Here is a 20,418-nt window from a genome sequence, read left to right on the forward strand (position 1 = left end):
GGATATTTCTCGACTCAGGCGTCAACGATAAAGGGGCAGCGCCAGAGCGCCGAAGATGCAGATAAACAGGCACAGGCGCAGCAAGGCCGGGTGCCAGAAATGCCGGTACAGGTCAAAACCGGCCAGCAGACGATCCAGCGCCCATGCCAGAACGACAGCCAGCAGAAACATCAGCGTCAGGCTCGGCATGTACAGACCGTGGAAAGCTATCTCACGCGGCATGAGCCATTCCTGAAGCGGTGCGCTCGACGCCATAGGCGGCCAGCGGCGATTGCGGGTCCAGCAGCGAGGTGCGGATAAAGTGCAGATAGCTTTTCACCCGGCGCAGCACCGACGTGTCGAAATGCGAGGCGAACGGCTCATCAGCGTCCTGTACCCGCTTGATCGCCTGATTGACCGCCGACAGGCAGCGCTGCAGATTGACCACATCGGGCTGGATGAACAGGCGTACCAAGGCGCGCCCCATGACGCGCAATGCGATGCGCCAGGGCTGGTATTCGGCGTAGGCCGGATGAATCGGCAGAATTGCCTGTTCGCGGCGCAGCTCGATAATGGCGTGGCCGATTTCCAGCACCACGAACATCCAGCGCAACAGCTCGCGCTGCACCTGGGGTTTGCTGATCGCCAGACCGTACGCCTGATGCATCAGGTCGCGGGTCTGGCTTTCGAAGCTTGAACCCAGACGCTTGAGCGGTGCGCCAATCGCAAACACCACCTGATTGCGCAAGGCCTGCTCCAGACGCTGCCACATCCAGCGGCTGTTGGGTGGCAGGATGATTGCCCCCGCTGCGGCACAGATGAGCATGCCGATGACCATCGCGAGGTAATCGTTGATGAAGGTGTAAGGGTTGTAGACCGTCAGGTTGTCCGGCACCGAGCCCAGGCTGAAAAAAATCAGCAGCCCCAGGCCGTATCCCGTCCACTGCGGACGTGAGCCCAGAAAGGCGCCGAGCACAAACACAGGGGCCAATAGCAGGCACAGCAGCGGGAAGCCGTCGATGTGCGGGAAAAGAAAAAAGGTTTCGACAAACCCCAGCAGCGCGCCGAGCAACGTACCGCCGGCCATCTGCAAAGACATGCGCCTGGGGTTGTGGGTGGTCGATGAAAGCGCAACAGTCGCCGCTGAAGCCAGAACCATGCTCGCGCCGCTGGGCCAGGCCGTCAGCACCCAATAGGCACTCATCAGGCCGACCACGCAGGTCGCGCGGGCTCCAGACGCAAGGGCTGTCATCCAGTGGGTACGCGGCACGAATGACGCTTTCCACTGTTCACGCGCATGGGTGTGATCGGCCAGCGATGCGTGGGTCAACGCGTAATCATGCAGCTCGCTGACCAGCCGGTACAGCAGCTCGAACGCCGTATGAAAATCGAGTCGTTCGGCGTCGCTCGGCAGGGTGTGCTCCAGCTCGGCGCGCAGGCTTCTGACCCGCTCGGGCAACTGCGCCCTGCAGGCCTCAAGGCGCGTGACCAGCACCGCGGCATCATCGTTGGTCAATGCGCGGTCGGCGAAGCCATCAAGTAATTCTGCGAGGGTTTCAAGGCCGGGTCCGATGTGCTCTAACACGGTATCGGCGCATTCCAGACGCAGCCGTTCAAGCAACTGATGCAGTGCATTGAAGCGCGTCGTAACGGCCATGAACTCGCTGTTCAGGCGATTGAGCCGCCCGTTGCGTCGGCGCATGTGCGGGTCTTCGAATACCGTGACGCTGCGCAGTCCTTCCAGTCCGATGGCCTCGGCAACGAAGCGCACGTTTCCGGTTTCAAATGCCGTGCGTGAAATGTCCCCGCGCAAGCCCTCGGCCATGAAGCGGGCGAATACGCCGAAGCGCTGGTACAGCGCATTGCGCATGGCGGCACTGGAGCTCTGCGGCAGGATCGCCGCACTCACCGCAGTGGAACAGAGGATACCCAGAGTGATTTCCAGTACCCGCCACAACGCCGACATGAATGAACCTTCGGGGTGCGCCAGGGCGGGCAGCCCTACCATCGCAGCCGTATACCCCGCCAGCACAAAGCCGTAAGCGCGAAAGTTGCGATAACGTGCCGCACCTGCGGAGCAAATCCCGACCCAGAGCGCCAGGCTGCCGAGAAACGGCAGCGGGTTCTGCGCAAACAGGGCCATCAGCAGCACCATCATGGCCGACCCGGCCAGCGTGCCCAGCAGGCGGTAAAAACTTTTGGCGAACACCTGCCCGCTCTGCGGCTGCATGACGATGAACACGGTGATAATCGCCGTATGCGGCTGCGGCAACTCCAGGCGCAAAGCCAGCCAGTAGGTCAGAAAAGCAGCGATCAATACTTTGAAAAGGTAAACCCAGGTCACCCCGTCACTGCGCGCCCAACTGCGAAATTCACGACGCCAGGGCAACGCCGCCATGTGCTCAAAAGCAGCAATCATTTCGCACACTCAAGATCGGCCGTGGTGCGTAAGGAATGGCAACTGCCGCTCTCCCCACCCAGCGCCACCACCAATCCGGCATAGGCATTCAGGCGCGCAGCCTCGACCTGTTGCTGAATCTGCTGCTGGCGAAACAACTGGGTCCGGGCGTTGAGCACGTTCAGGTAATCGGTCAGCCCGCGCTGCCAGGCAATCAATGCGATGTCGTAGGTCTTTTGTGCCGACGCTACCGACTCGGCGGCAAATGCCTGTTGCTTGTCCATCGAGGCGCGACGAATAAGTTGGTCGGAAATACTTTTCAACGCCATCACCAGCGTCTGGTTGTAATGCGCCACGGCCTGGTCATAAGCGGCCGACGCCTGCCCCAGTTCCGCCCGCAAGCGTCCACCGTCGAAGATCGGCAGGCTGATGGCCGGTCCGACCTTGTAACCCAACTTGCTGCCGGTCAGAAACTCCAGCATGCCGCCGCCCGTGGCCATGTAGCTCAGGCTGCCGACCAGATCGACATTGGGATAAAAGCCCGCCTGCGCGACATCGATACCGCGCGCCTGCGCCGCAACCTGCCAGCGCGCGGCCACCACATCGGGCCGCCGTCCCAACAGTTCGGCGGGCAATGCCGACGGCATTTTCAGCTCGGTGTGCAACGACAGCGTGGGCCGTTGCAGCGCCGCGCCCTCACCCGGCCCTTTACCTGCCAGAGCAGCCAGCTGATTGCGGCTCAGAGCGATGGCCTCTTGCAGCGCATCAATCTGCCGGTGGGCCTCGGGCAATGGCGTTTCGGCCTGACTGATTTCGAAATGCGTGCCGATCCCGCCTTTGAGGCGACGCTGCGCCAGATCGAGTATCTGTTGCTGCTGGGCCAGCGCTGCCTCGGCGATATCCAGTCGGGCGTATTCAAGGGCCAGCTGGATGTAGGCGCGAACCACGTTTTCCTGCAATTCGAGCTGCGCCTGACGCTGCTCGGCAGCACTCACGTGCGCCAGATCAAGGGCCTGCTCGCTGGCATTGCGTTCACGTCCCCAGAGGTCCAGCGCGTAGCTCAGACCCAGCGACGCATTGTTGTCCCAGGTGCGAGTATCGGCCAGCGCTCCGGGACCATAAAACTGATCCTCGGGCCAGTCGTGGCGCATCAGGCTGGCACTGCCCTGCACCTGCACCGACTCGGATGACTCGGCGATCTGCGCCATCGCTCTTGCCTGGCGCACACGGGCAGCGGCCAGCACCAGACCCGGGCTGCCAAGCGTAGCAATATCGACCCAGCGATTGAGTTGCGCATCGCCGTAGGCACGCCACCATTGCGCTGCGGGCCAATGGGCGTCGAGGGCAGCGCTCTGAATCGCCTGATCGGTGGCCAGGCTGTCCGCTTGCAGGACACTGCCCTGCGGTTTGATTCCATGTGTTCCGATACAGCCGTTGAGGACCAGCGTAAAAGCCAGGATACCGACGGGCCAGAGCCCTCTGATGATGCGACGCGGCACAGCTGCGAGTTCCCGAACGGAGGTAATACACCTTGAATGGCGGCGATTCTAGGCGGCGCTTGACGCGGCGATAAGCGGGGAGATTTGTGAATCTTTGTTACTGAAACGGCGATAATCCTTTGGTCTGGATACATGCATCCGTTACTTCATGTCACAATTTGCCATCTACTCAGAGAAGTACCCATGGACACCCTGCAAAACATGCGTGCCTTCAGTTGCGTGGCGCAAGCGGGCAGCTTCACTGCTGCCGCCGCCGTGCTGGATACCACCACCGCCAACGTCTCGCGCGCGGTCTCCAACCTTGAAGCACATTTACAGACGCGCCTGCTCAATCGCACCACTCGACGCATTGCCCTCACCGAAGCAGGCAAGCGCTACTTGTTGCGCTGCGAGCAGATTCTGGCCTCGGTCGAAGAGGCTGAAGCCGAAGCCAGCGACGCGCATGCCCGCCCGGCCGGGCAACTAAAGGTGCATTCGATGCCCGGCGTCGGCCAGCATTACGTGATCGACGCCATCGCCCGTTATCGCCGCAACCACCCTGACGTTGCGTTCGACCTGACCATGACCCACCGCGTGCCGGACTTGCTGGAAGAAGGCTATGACGTGTCGATCGTACTGGCCAGCGAACTGGCAGACTCGGGCTTTGTGTCTCAGCGGCTGGGCATTACCTACAGCATCGTGTGTGCATCGCCCGAGTACATCAAAACCTTCGGCATGGCCCACAAGCCTGCCGACCTGCTGAATCATGCGTGCCTGCGCCTGGTCAGCCCGGTGTTCCCGCTGGACAAATGGCTGTTCGATGGCCCGGAAGGTCAGGAGATGGTCACCATCAACAGCTCGCCGCTGCTGGTCAACTCTGCGGATGCGATGAAGACTGCGATTTCCAGCGGCATGGGGATTGGCATTCTGCCGATCTACTCGGCGATCGAGGGGCTGCGCAACGGCGCACTGGTGCGCGTATTGTCCGATTACCGCTCGCAGGAACTGAACCTGTACGCCATCTATCCGTCACGCCAGTATCTGGATGCCAAGATCAGAACCTGGGTCGAATACCTGCGAGGTTCCCTGCCGGAAATTCTCGCGGCCGATGAAGCGGATCTCCATGTACAGGCACTCAAGTCCTCGTTCTGACATCGTACAACTGTAAAAAGCGGCTGCCAAAGAGCGGAGAGGAATGTTAGCGTGCTACTCATTCAACCGCTCAAGAGTGACTGCCCAATGAAAAAAACCGTACTCGCCTTCAGCCGTGTTACTCCAGAAATGGCCGAGCGCCTGGCGCAAGACTTCAACGTGATCGTGCCCAACCCCAAGCTGGGCGACATCAACGCCCAGTTTGATGAGGCCTTGCCTGAATCCCACGGGCTGATCGGCTCCGGCCGCAAGCTGGGGCGCGAGCAGCTGCAAAACGCCGCGAAACTGGAAGTGGTTTCCAGCATCTCGGTGGGCTACGACAACTACGATGTCGACTACCTGAGCGAGCGCGGCATTCTGCTCACCAATACGCCGGATGTACTGACCGAGAGCACCGCCGACCTGGGCTTCTCGCTGATCATGAGCAGCGCCCGGCGCGTCGCCGAACTGGACGCCTACACCAAGGCCGGACAGTGGACACGCAGTATCGAGCCTCCGCACTTCGGCACCGACGTACACGGCAAGACGCTGGGCATCGTCGGCATGGGCAATATCGGCGCAGCCATCGCCCGCCGTGGTCGTCTGGGCTTCAACATGCCGATCCTGTACAGCGGCAACAGCCGCAAGACCGAACTTGAACAGGAACTGGGCGCACAGTTTCGCAGCCTGGACCAACTGCTGGCCGAAGCGGATTTCGTCTGCCTGGTAGTGCCACTGAGCGAAAAGACCAAACATTTGATCGGCCGTCGCGAGTTGAGCCTGATGAAGCCCGGCGCCATCCTGGTCAACATTGCCCGCGGCCCGATCGTCGATGAACCCGCGCTGATCGAAGCCCTGCAGAACGGCACCATTCGCGGTGCCGGTCTGGACGTCTATGAAAAAGAACCGCTGAAAGAATCGCCGCTGTTCCAGCTCAAGAACGCCGTCACCCTGCCGCACATCGGCTCAGCCACTACTGAAACCCGTCAGGCGATGGCAGACCGCGCCTACCACAACTTGCGCAACGCGTTGCTGGGCGAACGGCCGCAGGACCTGGTCAATCCGCAGGTGTGGAAGGGCTAAGGCGTTTCTGCTCTATAACCGAGTATGAACATCGACTCAGGCCAGTTTGCCGCCGACCAGGACGGCAACCGGCCTGGTCTTCCTGAATACCAGCACGTTCCCCGCCATCACCAGCACAAGCCCGAGCAAGGCAGCCACGGTCCACTGGTAGTCTTCGACCCACGTCGAGATGTTCAGCGCCACAATCGGGAACAGCACAGTGCAATAAGCTGCACGTTCAGGCCCCATGCGCCCGACCAGGGTCAGGTAGGCGGTGAACGCAATCACCGAGCCGGGGATCACCAGAAACAGCAGTGAGCCTACGTAGCGCGTGTTCCATTCGAAGGTGAAAGGCGTGCCGCTGAGCAGGCAGTAGAGGCCAAGTATGGTCGCCCCGTAGAACATTCCCCACGCATTGGTGGTCAGCGGACGCAGGCCGGCTTTCTGTTGCAGGCTCGACAGCATGTTGCCCGCCGAGAAGCACAGTGTGCCCAGCAGGGCCAGGCCCAGACCGATCAGGGTCTCGCGGCTGGCGCTGTGCCCGGACAGCTCGGGCCCGAACAGACACGCCAGACCGATCAGGCCCATGGCACCACCGGCCATAACATTACCGGCGATTTTCTGGCGAAAGAACACCCGCGCATTCAGCGCATTCCACAGCGTCGAGGTCGAGAACACCACCGCGATCAAGCCGCTGGGTATCCACTGACTCGCCGTGTAGAAACACATAAAGTTGACGCAGAACAGGCACACACCTTGCGCCAGACAGATCAACTGGCCGCGACGATTGACCGGTTGCAAGCGCTTTGCCAGCAGCAGGAATGCAAACAGCACCAGGGCCGCCAGCGCGAAGCGATAGACGATCGATACCGGAATCGCGACATCGCCGAGTTGAAGTTTCAGGGCGATCCAGGTCGCCCCCCAGATCAGCACAGTCAGCAGATAAAGCGAAATGTTCATGGTGCAGGCTCCTTGATGAGCCATCAGTCTGCTGCGTGCCGGTCTGCCAGCGCTTGCACAATCTTGCGCATTTGCGTCAGGCGCTACTGGCAGCGGCGTTGCCAGCGAGTAGGATACAAATCCTAGAGGAATCGTCATGCCCGCCATTGAATCCATCCAGGTCTTTCAGGCCCTGAACAGCTCACCCAATGCCAATCTGGAGCAGAGCGCGCCGCTGGGCGACGGGTTGGTGTCAGCGTTGTGGAACAATCGGCATGACTCGCAGGAATATCACGCACCGACCCACCATACGCTGTCGTGCTATATCGAGGACGGTACCGGGACTTTTCGGCGCGGCAGACCCGACCAGAAAGGTGCGCCGGGCAAGCTGTGCATCTTGCCTGCCGGTCATGAGTCCGCCTGGGTGGTGAACGGCGAGATCCGTCTGGCACATCTGTATTTCAGCCCGGAACAGTTTGCGCTGGGCTGCGTGACACTACTGGATCGCGAGCCGCGCGAGATGCAACTGCGGGAAAACACCTTTCTGGAAGACCCCGCACAAGCCGCACGCTTCCGGCAGTTGATTCGCCTGAACTGGGCAGAACCCGGTGAGCGTTTGCTGACCAGCAGCCTGGCGCACGAGATGGTCAGCCATGCGTTGCTCAGCCAGGTAGGGTTGCGCGAAGGTTTACGTCTGAAAGGCGGCTTGGCACCGCACCTGCGGCGGCATCTGGTGGACTTCATCGAAATGCACCTCGCCGATCCGCTGAGCCTCGGTGAACTGGCTGGCATGTGCGCGCTGTCGGAATACCACTTCGCGCGAATGTTTCGCGAAAGCTTCGGCTTGCCGCCACACCAGTACTTATTGGCGCGACGTATCGAACAGGCTCGCCAGTTGTTGCGCAGCACCGGCAAGCCATTAGGCGAGATAGCGCTGGCCTGCGGCTTTGCCAGCGCCAGCCATTTCAGCAATCGGTTTCGTCAGGCCGTGGGGGCCACGCCCGGCGAATACCGGCTGGCGTTAGGCCAATAATTGACTCACGGCTGCCAACGGGCTGAGCAGCACGCCGCATCCTGCCAGCGCCAGCACCCAACGCGGCCGGAACGGCAGCAGCGCAACCAGCAACACCGCACTGCTCATCAATGCGGCGAACCAGTGCACCGTGCCCATCATCCAGCCATCGGCCTGAACCGCCGCCCATGACGACAACAGCAGCGCGCCCCAGCCGACCAGCTTGAGCGCCCGACGCCGCTGTTCAGTCAACGGGCCTTTGAGCAGTTCACTGTAATGGCGCGCCATGGACAGGCACAGGCAGGTAAAACCTACGTAGCACAACAAGGCAGCCAACAGCATCAGTGGCTCTCCCGAGGTATGGCTTGCAAGGCGACGCGGGCTGTTTCGGCGGCGGGTAGCGCTTTGAATTTCAGCGCTGCCCAGCCAAGAAACAGCCCGGTGACCAGCGCCGTCAGGTCAAAGGCCGTCATTACCCAGCTTCCCGACATCAGCGAACCCAGCAGATAGCGGCCGCTGGTCAGCAGATCGAGCAGCGGCAGCCCGGCAAACAGCACCGCGCCCAGCCCCAGTTGTTCGCGCCATGCGCTGCGCCCTTTGCGCACCAGGGCGTGCACCACTGACAACGCCCAGCATGTGAAGAACACGCTGACTTCCCAATCGGCACGCCCGGTGAACCCCGAAGGCAGCAGACGATTGGCCCAGAAGAAGCTGGCCACGGCAATCATCAACCCGGACATGCTGGCGATGTTCAGCACTTCCACCAGGCGCAACTCCAGTGGCAGCACGCCGTTTTTGGCGTGCCTGAGCTGACGCTTGCCCAGCCACATCACCAGCCCGGTGCCGATCATTGCGGTTCCGGCGACACCGAAAATGAAGTACATCCAGCGCAGCAGCGGCTCAGCGAAATGGCCTACATGCAGACCGTACATCCCGCTGGAGATCAGCAGCGCAACGGGGCGCTCGGGTACTTCGTTCAGCAACGCGCCGCTGGCCCCGCTGAACGTCAGCGCGCCGCCCCGATCCGGCACGATGCTGCCCTTGTCATCACGCGTCAGCAGAACCGTGGCGGTGCTGTCGCCCGGATTATTGACGATCACCCGACCCACCTGCCCGCTGTCCCACTTCGCGTTCGCCGCATTGACCAACGGCGCAAGTGCCACCAGCGGCGCAGGTTTGCCTTCTCGCTTGAGCATTTCCGGGGTCGGATAGGCTTCGCGGTAGAACGCCTGAACCGTGTCGTACTGGCTGAGGATGCTCGCGGGCATCACCATCGACATGAAGATCACCAGACTGCTGTAAGTGATCATCAGATGGAACGGCAACACCAGCACGCCAAGCGCGTTATGCCCATCCAGCCAAGAACGCTGGCCCTTGCGTGGACGAAACGTGAAGAATTCCTTGAAGACTTTTTTGTGAATGATGATGCCGGTGATCAACGCAACGAACATCACCATCGCGGCGCTCGTCGCCAGCCAGCGCCCCCAGGGATAAGGCATCTGCAGTTGATAGTGAAAACGGTAGAAGAAATCACCGCCGCGCGTGTCACGTGCCAGCACCTCGCTACCGGTTTGCGGGTCGAGCAGCTTGCGCACGAAGTTGTTGCGCTGGCCCTGCTTGCCTTCAGGCAGCCAGCCAACCGCCAGGCCTGGCGTGCGCTCGTCCGGCAGGCTGATGAACCAGCGCGTGGCCCTGGCGGCGTGGCTTTGCAGATAATCCTGAGCCCGCTGCACGCTGGCACCGGCATCCAGAGCGCGCACCGGAATTTCCGGCTGCATCCACTGGGTAATTTCATCCTTGAAGTAGGAAAGCGTGCCGGTCAGAAAAATAGCGAACAACAGCCAGCCGAACAGTAAACCGACCCAGGTGTGCAACCAGGCCATCGACTGACGAAAACCCTCTTTCACAATAGCCACCGACCGCAGGCGCAGGCAGCCGCCAGCAATGCGCACGGTGCCAGCACTCCGACCCAGGCCTGCAATGCTGTGCGGCAGGCAAAACACCAGAGCACCGCGACCAGATAAACCAGAAAGGACAGCATCATGCCTGTCACCACTGCTTCGGCGCGGGGGATGGGCAGCCACTGCGAAACGCAAATGCTGACCACTGACGCGAGCAGATAACCGGCAAACACGGCCGCCAGCGCCCGCGAGGTAACGGCAAACCGATAAGCAACCGTCAGGCCCTTGCTTCTGGCTTTCGCCATGCGTTTTTCCGGCAGCGAACCGCTTGCGGTGGTGACATCCATCAAAGGGTCTTCATTGATTCATGAAACCTCGGAAGCCGGATCACCAGCCCTCGGGAAGAGGCCGCGATGAATGCCAGCTGTTTGCGCCATTCGTCCCTGAGCAAGACAAATGAACCGCAATATTAATGATAAATATTCTCATACGCAAAAGAGTCTGCCAGAATCCACGCCATCAACGAGTCCCCGTGGATTGTTCCCTGTGATGCCCATCGCCCACTCCGCTCTCAATCACACTGTCGAAAGCCTGTACAGGGCACACAACACCTGGCTGACGACCTGGTTGCGACGCAGGCTCGGCTGTCCGCACAGCGCAGCGGATCTGGCCCAGGACACCTTCATCAAGGTATTGGGCGCACGCGATACGCCGCAGATCATCGAGCCTCGCGCTTTTCTGACGACGATTGCCAAACGTGTATTGTGCAATCACTACCGGCGTCAGGACCTGGAGCACGCCTACTATCAGGCGCTGGCTGAGCTGCCGGAATGCGTGGCACCTTCGGAAGAAGAGCGGGCGATCATTCTCGAAACCCTGGTGGAACTCGATCAACTGCTGGACGGCCTGCCGGTGCTGGTCAAGCGGGCGTTCCTGATGTCGCAGGTCGACGGGTTGAGCCACCGCCAGATTGCCGCCGAACTGGACATCTCTATCGCAACGGTCAAACGCCATCTGAACAAGGCCGCACTGCGCTGCTATTTCGCCTTATGAACCCGAGCAACGAGTCCTTGAACAAATCCGACATCTCGCTTGGCGTGGCGCAGCAAGCGGTCGGCTGGCTGCTGGAAATGCAGGAAGGCACGCTGGATGCGCGTCGTCAGCAGGCCTGGCAGCTCTGGCTCAATGGCAACGCTGAACATCAGCGGGCCTGGGCGCATATGCAGCGGGTCAATCAGCGCCTTAGCGGGCTGTCTTCGCCGCTGGCGCATGCGGCACTCAATGCGCCGAAATCCGCCAGCCGTCGGCACGCTCTGAAACTGCTGTTGTTGCTGGGCGCAGGCTCGGCAGCGGGCTGGAGCCTGCGCGAGCAGATCGCCCTGCAACCCTTGCTGGCTGACTACAACAGTGGCGTTGGCGAGCAGCGCAAGGTGGCATTGAGCGATGGCAGTCAGGTGCAGTTGAATACGGCCAGCGCGGTCGATGTGCGTTTCGATGCACAGCAGCGCCTGATCAAGCTATTACAGGGCGAAATCCTTATCAGCGCCTCGGCGGACAGCCGCCCGCTGAGCCTGCTGAGCACCGAAGGCACGGTCAGGGCGTCGACGGGGGCCAGCCGTTTCAACCTGCGCCAGCTGGACGGGCGCACGCAATTGGCGGTGTTTGCCGGAGCCCTTGAAATAGCCCCGCTCGGCAGGAGCGGTCCGGGTTTGATGCTGCGGGCCAGCCAGCAAGCGACCTTCAGTCGTGACGCCTGGGACAGCGTGAAACCGATAAATGCGGGCAGTGGCGCGTGGGCGGACGGGATGCTGGTGGCGTCGCGCATGAAGCTCTCCGACTTCCTTGCGGAGCTGGGTCGCTATCGACGCGGTCGTTTGAACTGCGACGCGAAAGTGGCCAACCTGTTGATCTCCGGCAGCTATCCGCTGGCAGACAGCGAGCGCATCCTCGACATGCTGGAACTCGCCCTCCCTGTGCATGTACAACGCTTCACCCGGTATTGGGTGAACGTGCAGGCGCGGGTTTGATGTCTCCTCAAATGCTGACCGCTCGCTCCTGCGTTCCAGTGTTTATGGAGATACCGAAATACGAGGCTGAAACCACGCTGACTATCGTTCCCACGCTCCGCGTGGTAATGCAGTTCGTGACGCTCCGCGTCACACAACTCTGCGATTCAGTGAGATTTCGGCTCGACTCAAGTCACCTTTCGCCCCTCGGCGAGTTACTTTGAAGGGGCCAAAGTAACCAAAGCCCCTCGCTCCTGTTTCCGGCCCGACTTCGTCGCGTTCCTTCGCCCTGTCACTGATCCGGGGGTCGCCAAACGCATCACCACGCGAGGCCCGGGTACGATAATCAAACCCGGAAAAAATAATTTCAAAACCCGTGAGCCGTTTTCTGTTGCTCGCGTGACAGACAGGGAAAGCATCTCTCAACCTTCCGGTCAAAGGACTCCTGCATGTCAGCCCGCCCTACCCAACTTTCACCGCTGGTGCGTACGTTGCGCCATGTCATTTTCGGTGCCAGCCTTTCGGTCGGCAGTCTGTCGATGGCGCAGGCTGCCGAGGTGGCACCCAAGGCGTATCACATTGCGCCAAGCGAGCTTGAAGCTGCGCTGAGCCAGTTCGGTCGAGAGTCCGGCGTGTTGATTTCCTATGGTTCGCAAATCACCAGCGGCCTGAAGAGCCGCGGCCTGGAAGGTCAGTACACGCCCGAGCAGGGCCTCAATGCGTTGCTCGAAGGCACCGGGCTGCTGGCCCTGGCCGACGGCAATAACGGCTTCACCCTGCAACCGGTCAATGCTGCTGGCGCGCCTATCGAGCTGGGTGTGTCCACCGTGGTCGGCGACTGGCTGGGTGCCGCGCAGCAGACCAACGTTTTCGAACACCCCGGCGCACGTGATGTGATCCGTCGTGAAGAATTCGAGCGTGTCGGCGCAACCTCGGCGCGTGAAGTGCTCAATCGCATCCCGGGCGTCAATGCCCCGGACAACAACGGCACCGGCAGCCACGACATGGCGCTTAACTTCGGCATTCGTGGCCTCAACCCGCGTCTGGCGTCACGCTCCACCGTATTGATGGACGGCATCCCGGTGCCGTTCGCACCTTATGGTCAACCGCAGCTGTCCTTCGCGCCGATCAGCATGGGCAACATGGACGCGGTCGACGTGGTGCGTGGCGGTGGTGCTGTGCGTTACGGCCCGCAGAACGTGGGCGGTATCGTCAATTTCGTGACCCGTGCCATCCCTGACGCCCCCACCCTCAAAGGCGGCATACAGACCGAAACCAGCCCGTCGTCCAGCCACGATGGCTTCAAGACCACCGGCAACCTGCTGGCAGGCGGCACGGCGGACAATGGTCTGGGCGGCGCGATTCTGTATTCCGAAGTACGCGGCGGTGACTGGCGCGAGCACAGCGATACCCAGATCGACGACTTGATCCTCAAGGGCAAATACCAGATCGACGAAGCCAACAGCCTCAATGCCATGGCGCAGTATTACGATGGCGAAGCGCAGATGCCCGGCGGCCTGAACGTCAGGGATTACGATGCCGATCCGTACCAGTCGACGCGTGTGAAGGACAAGTTCTGGGGCCGTCGCACCATGTTCAACTTCGGCTACCGCTATGAAGAGGATGCCCGCGTCTTCACCGCCAACACGTTCTTCACCAAAACCCTGCGCAGCGGCTATCTGGATCAGGGCAGCTTCGTTTCCCTGTCGCCCCGCGAATATTGGGTACGCGGTCTGGAAACGCGCTTCTCGCAAGGCTTTGCACTGGGCGAGACCTGGCATGAAGTGGGCGTCGGCTACCGCTACGTCAACGAAGCGGGTCACGAACTGCGCTATCGCGAACCGGTGACCGGTAACCTGCCGACCACCGCCAGCCGCAACGACCGTGACACCCGCGGCGCGACTGAAGCGCATGCGTTCTACATCGATGACCGTATCGACATCGGCAAGTGGACCATCACGCCCGGCGTTCGCTACGAGATGATCGACACCGCGCAGAACAACAATCTGACCAACGCCCGCTATCAAGGCGACTACAGCACCGCACTGCCAGCGCTGAATGTGCTTTATCACCTGACCGACACCTGGAACCTGTACGCCAACACCGAAGGCTCGTTCGGCAGCGTGCAGTACAGCCAGATGCCTAACCGCGTTACCGGCGATGAAGTCAAACCGGAAAAAGCCCGCACCTGGGAGCTCGGCACGCGCTATGACAACGGCAACCTGCGAGCCGAGATCGGTGCATTCCTGATCAACTTCGATAACCAGTACGACAGCAATCAGACCAACGACACCGTGATTGCACGCGGCGAGACTCGTCATCAGGGGATCGAGACCAGCGTCAACTATGCGTTGGAAGGCCTGAGCCCGGTATTGGCCGGTTACGATGTCTACGCGAGCTACGCCTTCGTTGACGCCACGATCCGCGAAGACGGCCCGAACAAGGGCAATCGCGTGCCGTTCTCGTCAAAACACAAAGGAACGATGGGCGTCAGCTACACCGAAGGGCCGTGGAAGCTGAATTTTGACAGCTCTTTCCAGAGCGACCAGTTCGCCGACAACGCCAACACAGCGGCTGAGAGCGCCGACGGCAGCACTGGCAAGATCTCTGGGTACATGCTGTTCAGCACCCGCGCCAACTACGATTTCGGCCCGCAACTGTCGGACCTCAATGTAGCGGTCGGGATGAAGAACATCTTCAACCGCCAGTACTACACCCGCTCGTTCGACGACAACAACCGTGGCAAATATGTCGGCGAACCGCGCACGGTGTACGTACAGACGTCAGTCGCATTCTAGTTCCCGGACGCCAGAGCGTGAGAGAAGTGTTCTCCCGGACACCTCTCGTTCCTCACGCTCCGCGTGGGGATGCCGTTCTGGACGCTCTGCGTCCGCTCCTGATTCTCAGCCTTGAATCAGGGCGGCCATTTTTTGCTGCGAAATATTTCTTACATATTGGGGTTGAATTGTCAGGCCATTGCCGCCAACACTGTGAATGAGCGCAAACGAAATCGATTCCGCAAGGAATCACGTAGTCCAGCCTCGCACGAGCAAGCCCTAATAAGGATTAACTATGCAAATCCAGGTCAATAGCGATAATCACATCGAAAGCAGTATCCGACTGGAGGAGTGGGTTCGTACCACCGTTGAAAGCACGCTCGAACACTACGATGAAAACCTGACCCGCGTGGAAGTCCACATCCGCGACGAAAACGGGGACAAGCCTGGCCCGCACGACATCAAGTGCCAGATGGAAGCTCGCCCCAAAGGACACCAACCTATTTCTGTTTCCCACAAGGCCGATACGGTAGATCAGGCTGTGGATGGCGCTGCTGTAAAACTCGATCACGCCCTCGAGCATCTGTTTGGCAAACTGCGCGGCAAACGAGGTGCCGCACCGATTATCGCCGAACAGGATGAAGATCCGGTCAGCCCGGACGCGCTGCTCGAAGAAGAATTTCTGGAAAAAGAGCAGGAGAAAGAAGCCGCTCGTCTGACCTGATGTTCCACTGACACGTTTTGCAAAAAAAGGGCGAACCGGCAACGGTTCGCCCTTTTTGTTTGCCATGGATTGTTCCCCATGAGCAGGCAAGCGCAGCGCTCCACGCACGCCGACAATCTGTCGACCAGCGTGCCCGACAGACTGTTGTGCCCCAATCAGTGCGCACCACAAACGCTCGCTGCACAGCTTTGGCCACCTCGCACCATCGCTCGCCTCGCAGCCTTCTCGATCGCCGGTCGCCGTCCATCGAATTTAACATTCAGCACCGGGCAGCCCGAGCGCTGCATCTGACGGCAATTGGCGAGCAAAAAATCAAGCCGCTCGCCTACATGAGCAGTCGGCTCAGCCCTTCATACGACAAGCGTTCAACACTCACCCCGCCGCTCTGCAGCAAGACGGTCAACGTCAGGACCTGGACAGCAGGCGAGTACGGTTTCGACCCGTCTTTACGAATCTTTGACGCCAGGATTCGGTTGTCGGAGTGTCAGACAATCACTCAAAAAAGTCGTACGCAAACTGCAGTCGCAAAAGGAGCAGGCCATATCCGGGAAGTGTTCTCCGCAGCTTTTCGAGAGCACGTTTGCCGGCCGGATCGACCGGTTCGCATTGCAGCAGAGTAAGCCGTGAAGCAACTGCAATGGGCTCCCGTTCAGCGGCCTCTCGCGCATCACCCCTGCAATATGGCCCGAACCATGCAGTGTCCTGTAGTACGCGCCACGAGGCTGACCATCAGGACGGCCACCTCCAGGCGCGGACTCACGCCGTGGGTGCGTTAAAGCGTCTTAAACGAAACCTCTCATCAACGCGAAAGACGACGGCAAACCTGTCAGCAGCAAGCGAAGGAGTAACGCAACCGCTGATCAGTCGTCGAGAACCAAAAGGACTATTACCCGGTCAACTTATGCAGACCATTTAGCAGGTGAATGATATGGACAATCCTTTTCAGATGATCACGGATACTTTTCACCCCGACTATCGGGTGAATCTGAGCATTCAAGGGCTGGACGGCAGCATCATGCTGACCCTGTCCAACGAATGCGGAGTCGTTGCCAAGCGTCTGATCAGCGCAGCGCAACGCAATGACCCGCAACGCCTGCGCAAGCTTATAGAAAGCGTGCAATTCGGCATCGCCATCGAGCGTGGCGACAGCGCGATCAAGATTCTTGCAGCGATGACCGACGGTGCCACGCTGAAAAAGACACCCGGTCCGGCCAATGGTCTGTGGTCGCAGAATCAGGCCGCGGTGAATGCCGGGGTTTGATGCGTAATGACATCCATACAGGTTGGATGACCAGACCGGGAGTCACGTAATTGCCTCCCGGTTTCCATTTCTGGCGGTTACAGCAGAATAGTCGTCGAACAACGCTTGTAGAGGCGCGGCACGATCACGCCGATGTGCTTTCGCACCGACCATCAGTCTTCCTTGCTGTACACAGGCGATCCCGGCATTGGCTTACCTGTTTTAGGATCGAGAACCATGGCTTTAGCCAGTAACTCGATCAGCGCCTCGGATGGCTTGGGCGGCGGGATATTGGCTTTACGTTCTTCAATCCATTTCAGCTTGCCATCCCAAGTAGGCAGTCTGGCTGGTGGAAGGGGAACGATTTCATTGATTTCAGGAACGCTTGGGTTGGCGTAGGACCAGTCGCCTAATATCTTGCTAATAAGCTTGTAACGTTCTGCGCGCTGTAAGTCTTCTTCCTGAGCCATAAAGTACAAACGATCATCCGGTTTTGGGCCGCGAAAAACTTTACTCAAAAAAGATGCAGCAATTTCATCACCTGATGCAACGCCATTCTGAAACGCTTGAAGCGCATCTTTATAGCTTCTATCTGTTTTTAGATCAAAGCCTAAGGCAACGGCCGCATCGCCATTACTCTGCGTGGCTGCGCAACGTCGCATCTGGCGTGCAATCTCGGGAGCAATGTCGATTGGCTCCAGCTTGTCGGCCAAGAAAGCCTGGGCTTGGGGGTTGCCTTCATCTGCTGCTTTTCGATAGTAGCGCAAGGAAATTTCTTGATCTTGCTGTAAACCTGCAACGCCCCGTCGCAGAAATATAGCAATGAAGTAATAGCCGGACGCAACGTTGGCGTCGATCAACTGCTGACTAAGGCGCAGATGCTCCGATCCACTCAGATTGAAATGACCACGCATGCTTCCGTTCTGCAGATTGACGTTGGCTTTGTAATGGTGGTTCTCAGCAGAGATGCGGTAAAGCCGTTCGATCTCAAGGTCAACTGCTTTGTCCTGCTTTAGCTGATTATTTTTCTGTAGCCAGCGCGCGTACTGGAACAGAACATCTGTTTCTGCCGAAGACGTCGGAATCGTCTCATGCGCACAGGTAAATTTCAGCTTGGCGTTGACTTCGCTTAGTTGCTTCAAGGGAGCATCCTTTGTCCAAAAATTGATGGCATTGCCAGCGCTGCAGGCAACCAGTAATAAGCTTGGGAGCAGTGAAGTCATGCGCATTAGTCAAAGTCCGCCACAGTCGTTTCGCCGTAATAAAATTCGACAAGGGAAGCAACAGGAGACAGCTTTTTTGACTTGAACTCTTTATTTTGCCTAATCATCTCGCCCCACGCTTTGAACGCCAGCTCAGGCTCATCCTGCGCCCCCATCCTATTCGTATACATACCCCACAACCGCTGCCTTAACGGCCGGCTAAACGCCGGATGCTCATGACATATGTTCAGTTCGCTATCAACCATCATGCTTCGGGTATTAAGGTTGGCCGACCCATGTGTGGTGAATACGTCATCGACGATCATTAGCTTGGAGTGGATGTACACCGGCATCCATGGCTGACCTTCGGGCGAGTCGGGAGCAACGAGTGAGCAGACATGGACTTTCAGGCCGGGCACTTCTTGCGCCTGCACCGTGCTGTTTTCGGCCTCTCTGGTTTTCCTGCCCTGCTCGGCCTGCCACTCATCCAGCTTTCTCTGGCCTGCATGATCATTTGCGGTTTCGGGTTGAGGCTTGGGTGGCGCGTCTGCTCTGATCTGCTTGATACGCAGCAGCCGGGTCACGCCGGGGATGACGTCGGCGCGGCCCAGTTGGGCGAGCATTTCCTGAGTCTTGAGCGTGCCCATGCCGATCCCGTCGTTGGTGTCATTGGTGATCACGAATAAATGGATGGCGTTGTGCTGCGCCGGATCACGCCCCCAACTGGTTTGTCGCTCTGCAATCTGTTTGATTTTCTCGGCCAGCGGTCCCCAGCGAAAATACTGGTTCTCGATGTAGATAAACTGGCAAACGTTGTTGGCCGCATTCAGATAAAGCTTTTCGATGTCGTACACATGCTCCTGGGCCTGAGTACGCAGCAATTGAGTCATTATCCGGGTGCCGCGGTCACACGTGAGTCGGGATGCGGCTTCTATGGACTGACGTGACTGAAACAGGTCTTCACCGGTCTCCCTGCGCCATGCCCAGGCAAAGTTGCAGTGCAGGTGTTCAAGGACAGGGCCGGATATCTTGCAGGAGATGTCCTGGCGCGGCAGGGCACCCCGTGGTCCGCGATCAGGATTGGGCGCGGTCGCTTGGGTGCGGTTCAGTGCCGAGTGGCTGTCGGTGTCCCAGTATTCGTCCAGCATGTTGTGGCCCATGACAAAACCGACGGCGTTCGGTAGTTCGTAGTCGACCAATATGCTTTTCTGATGGTGTGTCGCGCTTGCACTCATGGCTTTACGCGCACGCCAACTGACGTTCGGGTCCATGCTTCGATACTTCACCCAATGGTCAATTTCGGCTCTTTCCAGCACACTGAAACCCCGGCTCACCAGCACCGGCACATTGTCTGCGACACGTCGGGCGGCCTGCTCGTCTGCCACGGCGTAATGGTTGAACCAGTCACGGTCATAGTCGTACTGAGCCCGAGTCGAGTTTTGCAAAACCCGGTCCTTGATGCGTATCGGCCCCTTGCCCGGCAAATTGGCTTCACCAGCCACCCCCGCGCTGTTGAACGGCATTTCCCATGCAAGCACACGGACCTTCACGCCCTGCGCCGCTTTGAGCATGAGCAGTTCACCGATGCAGGGATGGCACCCGTCGCGGATGAAATACATGGAGGGTTGAAAGCCCCAGCAGACGATGTCGATGGACGCCTTGGCGCTATCAATCGCCTGATGCACAGCGCGAAAGGTATCTTCACCGTTTATCAAAGGTTCGTAGACGGCTGGTACTGGGGTGAACTCGGTTTTCTGAATGAACCATGGCAGCGTCAGATTGACTGCAAGCCGCTGGCTGGTAGCGACCGGTACGGTGATGTTATGGGTGATCACAGGTTGTCCCTTACGTGCGACTGAGTCCTGGCTTCCTGCCCTCAGAGAGTTGAGGATTCAAAGCGTAAGGGAAGGACATTGGCAGTGAATACCCAGGCATAGGGGCAGGACTGCCATCTTCAGCAACGTCATACAAGGGGTAGGGCTGTGACTGTCAGAAAGGTCCTATGCCCCGACACCTGCACGGTCTAGAACACGCCAAACATCACGGCCATACGCCACCATCCGCTCTCCCGAAGGTTCAGCAAAAGTACAGATACATCCTGCTACAACAATCCTTGCGCAGAAACATTCGAGCGACTGGGCACTGCGTTCAGCGCCACTGCACCTGCGGATGATTCCGAGGAGGCAACATGTTCTTGAGGTATGGGGTATTGATCGCATCACTTGCGATAGCGTCAGGCTGTGTCGAAGAGCGGGTAGTCCATGAGCGACCACACGTACATCATGAATACGTCGAAGAAGTCATCGCGCCGCAACCACCCCCTGAGCGGGTAATCGAAGTGGAACCAGCGCCTCGTCCCGGCTACATCTGGGCGCGCGGTTACTGGCACTGGAACGGGCAGCGTTTCGTGCCGGTTCATGGTCACTGGGAGGCGGAACGACCTGGCTACCACTACGTGCATCCGCACTGGGAAAGCGCCGGAGACGGCTGGCACTGGCATGCCGGCGTGTGGCTTAACTGACAGGCGACTTCCATGCAACACGCTGGCGGCATCGATCACCGATGTCGC

General features: G+C 59.4%; 18 protein-coding genes. 9 read left to right on the forward strand and 9 right to left on the reverse strand.

The genetic code is table 11. The features are described from left to right. Positions 1–21 precede the first annotated feature (21 nt). From LJU29_RS21585 to LJU29_RS21595, 3 genes are read right to left on the reverse strand one after another with little or no spacing between them, the layout of a single operon-like run. Positions 22–222, reverse strand: coding sequence for a DUF1656 domain-containing protein (locus LJU29_RS21585; protein ID WP_005778074.1), 201 nt, complete (start codon positions 220–222; stop codon positions 22–24). Further along, positions 212–2,398, reverse strand: a complete 2,187-nt coding sequence (locus LJU29_RS21590) for an FUSC family protein (protein WP_257111179.1) — start codon at positions 2,396–2,398, stop codon at positions 212–214. The genes LJU29_RS21585 and LJU29_RS21590 overlap by 11 nt, the downstream gene beginning before the upstream one ends. Continuing rightward, positions 2,395–3,876, reverse strand: a complete 1,482-nt coding sequence (locus LJU29_RS21595) for an efflux transporter outer membrane subunit (RefSeq protein WP_057453779.1) — start codon at positions 3,874–3,876, stop codon at positions 2,395–2,397. Before LJU29_RS21595 ends, LJU29_RS21590 begins: the two co-directional genes overlap by 4 nt. Before the next feature lie 183 nt (positions 3,877–4,059). Between LJU29_RS21595 and LJU29_RS21600 the strand changes: the two genes are divergently transcribed. Continuing rightward, complete coding sequence (locus tag LJU29_RS21600) at positions 4,060–5,007, forward strand: LysR family transcriptional regulator (RefSeq protein ID WP_057453781.1); 948 nt, start codon at positions 4,060–4,062, stop codon at positions 5,005–5,007. Between the two features lie 87 nt (positions 5,008–5,094). Next, positions 5,095–6,069, forward strand: coding sequence for a 2-hydroxyacid dehydrogenase (locus LJU29_RS21605; RefSeq protein ID WP_257112830.1), 975 nt, complete (start codon positions 5,095–5,097; stop codon positions 6,067–6,069). A 36-nt stretch (positions 6,070–6,105) separates the two neighbouring features. Here LJU29_RS21605 and LJU29_RS21610 read toward each other — a convergent pair whose 3' ends face one another. Next, entirely contained in the window at positions 6,106–7,008 is a 903-nt protein-coding gene (locus LJU29_RS21610) for a DMT family transporter (RefSeq protein WP_257111180.1), read from the reverse strand. 136 nt (positions 7,009–7,144) lie between these two features. Here LJU29_RS21610 and LJU29_RS21615 point away from each other — a divergent pair, with 136 nt between their 5' ends. Next, positions 7,145–8,020, forward strand: coding sequence for an AraC family transcriptional regulator (locus LJU29_RS21615; RefSeq protein WP_057453788.1), 876 nt, complete (start codon positions 7,145–7,147; stop codon positions 8,018–8,020). On the opposite strand, the gene LJU29_RS21620 is transcribed toward LJU29_RS21615, so the two are convergent. The 3 genes from LJU29_RS21620 to LJU29_RS21630 are packed head-to-tail and all read right to left on the reverse strand — an operon-like array spanning position 8,009 to position 10,247. Further along, the gene (locus LJU29_RS21620; RefSeq protein WP_057401246.1) at positions 8,009–8,341 is read right to left on the reverse strand and encodes a DUF3325 domain-containing protein; all 333 of its coding nucleotides are present in this window, start codon (positions 8,339–8,341) and stop codon (positions 8,009–8,011) included. The two genes, LJU29_RS21615 and LJU29_RS21620, sit on opposite strands and share 12 nt — an antisense overlap. Next, on the reverse strand, positions 8,341–9,882 hold the full coding sequence (locus tag LJU29_RS21625; protein WP_257112831.1) for a PepSY-associated TM helix domain-containing protein: 1,542 nt from the start codon (positions 9,880–9,882) through the stop codon (positions 8,341–8,343). The genes LJU29_RS21620 and LJU29_RS21625 overlap by 1 nt, the downstream gene beginning before the upstream one ends. 20 nt (positions 9,883–9,902) lie before the next feature. Further along, positions 9,903–10,247 carry a DUF3649 domain-containing protein gene (locus tag LJU29_RS21630; protein ID WP_057453789.1) on the reverse strand — a complete coding sequence of 115 codons (345 nt, stop codon included), beginning with the start codon at positions 10,245–10,247 and terminating at the stop codon, positions 9,903–9,905. Between the two features lie 202 nt (positions 10,248–10,449). Between LJU29_RS21630 and LJU29_RS21635 the strand changes: the two genes are divergently transcribed. The 5 genes from LJU29_RS21635 to LJU29_RS21655 all read left to right on the forward strand — a co-directional run bounded on the left by LJU29_RS21635 (position 10,450) and on the right by LJU29_RS21655 (position 16,668). Next, entirely contained in the window at positions 10,450–10,953 is a 504-nt protein-coding gene (locus tag LJU29_RS21635; protein WP_057453791.1) for a sigma-70 family RNA polymerase sigma factor, read from the forward strand. After that, positions 10,950–11,927 carry a FecR domain-containing protein gene (locus LJU29_RS21640; RefSeq protein ID WP_257111181.1) on the forward strand — a complete coding sequence of 326 codons (978 nt, stop codon included), beginning with the start codon at positions 10,950–10,952 and terminating at the stop codon, positions 11,925–11,927. Before LJU29_RS21635 ends, LJU29_RS21640 begins: the two co-directional genes overlap by 4 nt. Before the next feature lie 428 nt (positions 11,928–12,355). Continuing rightward, a complete protein-coding gene (gene fecA / locus LJU29_RS21645; RefSeq protein WP_257111182.1) occupies positions 12,356–14,704 on the forward strand; it encodes a TonB-dependent Fe(3+) dicitrate receptor FecA in 2,349 nt (782 codons plus the stop codon). A 274-nt stretch (positions 14,705–14,978) separates the two neighbouring features. Next, positions 14,979–15,407, forward strand: coding sequence for an HPF/RaiA family ribosome-associated protein (locus LJU29_RS21650; protein ID WP_002552231.1), 429 nt, complete (start codon positions 14,979–14,981; stop codon positions 15,405–15,407). A gap of 928 nt (positions 15,408–16,335) precedes the next feature. Beyond that, positions 16,336–16,668 carry a DUF3509 domain-containing protein gene (locus LJU29_RS21655; protein WP_054994989.1) on the forward strand — a complete coding sequence of 111 codons (333 nt, stop codon included), beginning with the start codon at positions 16,336–16,338 and terminating at the stop codon, positions 16,666–16,668. A gap of 152 nt (positions 16,669–16,820) precedes the next feature. Here the strand turns inward: LJU29_RS21655 and LJU29_RS21660 are convergent, their stop codons facing one another. Together LJU29_RS21660 and LJU29_RS21665 are read right to left on the reverse strand one after the other, a co-directional pair. Continuing rightward, on the reverse strand, positions 16,821–17,876 hold the full coding sequence (locus LJU29_RS21660; protein ID WP_057454634.1) for an SEL1-like repeat protein: 1,056 nt from the start codon (positions 17,874–17,876) through the stop codon (positions 16,821–16,823). Beyond that, positions 17,876–19,684 carry a phospholipase D-like domain-containing protein gene (locus tag LJU29_RS21665; RefSeq protein WP_257111183.1) on the reverse strand — a complete coding sequence of 603 codons (1,809 nt, stop codon included), beginning with the start codon at positions 19,682–19,684 and terminating at the stop codon, positions 17,876–17,878. Before LJU29_RS21665 ends, LJU29_RS21660 begins: the two co-directional genes overlap by 1 nt. Positions 19,685–20,037: 353 nt before the next feature. On the opposite strand from LJU29_RS21665, the gene LJU29_RS21670 reads away from it, so the two are divergent. After that, positions 20,038–20,370: a YXWGXW repeat-containing protein gene (locus tag LJU29_RS21670; RefSeq protein ID WP_002552229.1), complete on the forward strand. Its 333-nt coding sequence runs from the start codon at positions 20,038–20,040 to the stop codon at positions 20,368–20,370. Positions 20,371–20,418 lie beyond the last annotated feature (48 nt).

This window comes from Pseudomonas ficuserectae (assembly GCF_024584585.1).
Lineage (GTDB): Bacteria > Pseudomonadota > Gammaproteobacteria > Pseudomonadales > Pseudomonadaceae > Aquipseudomonas > Aquipseudomonas amygdali.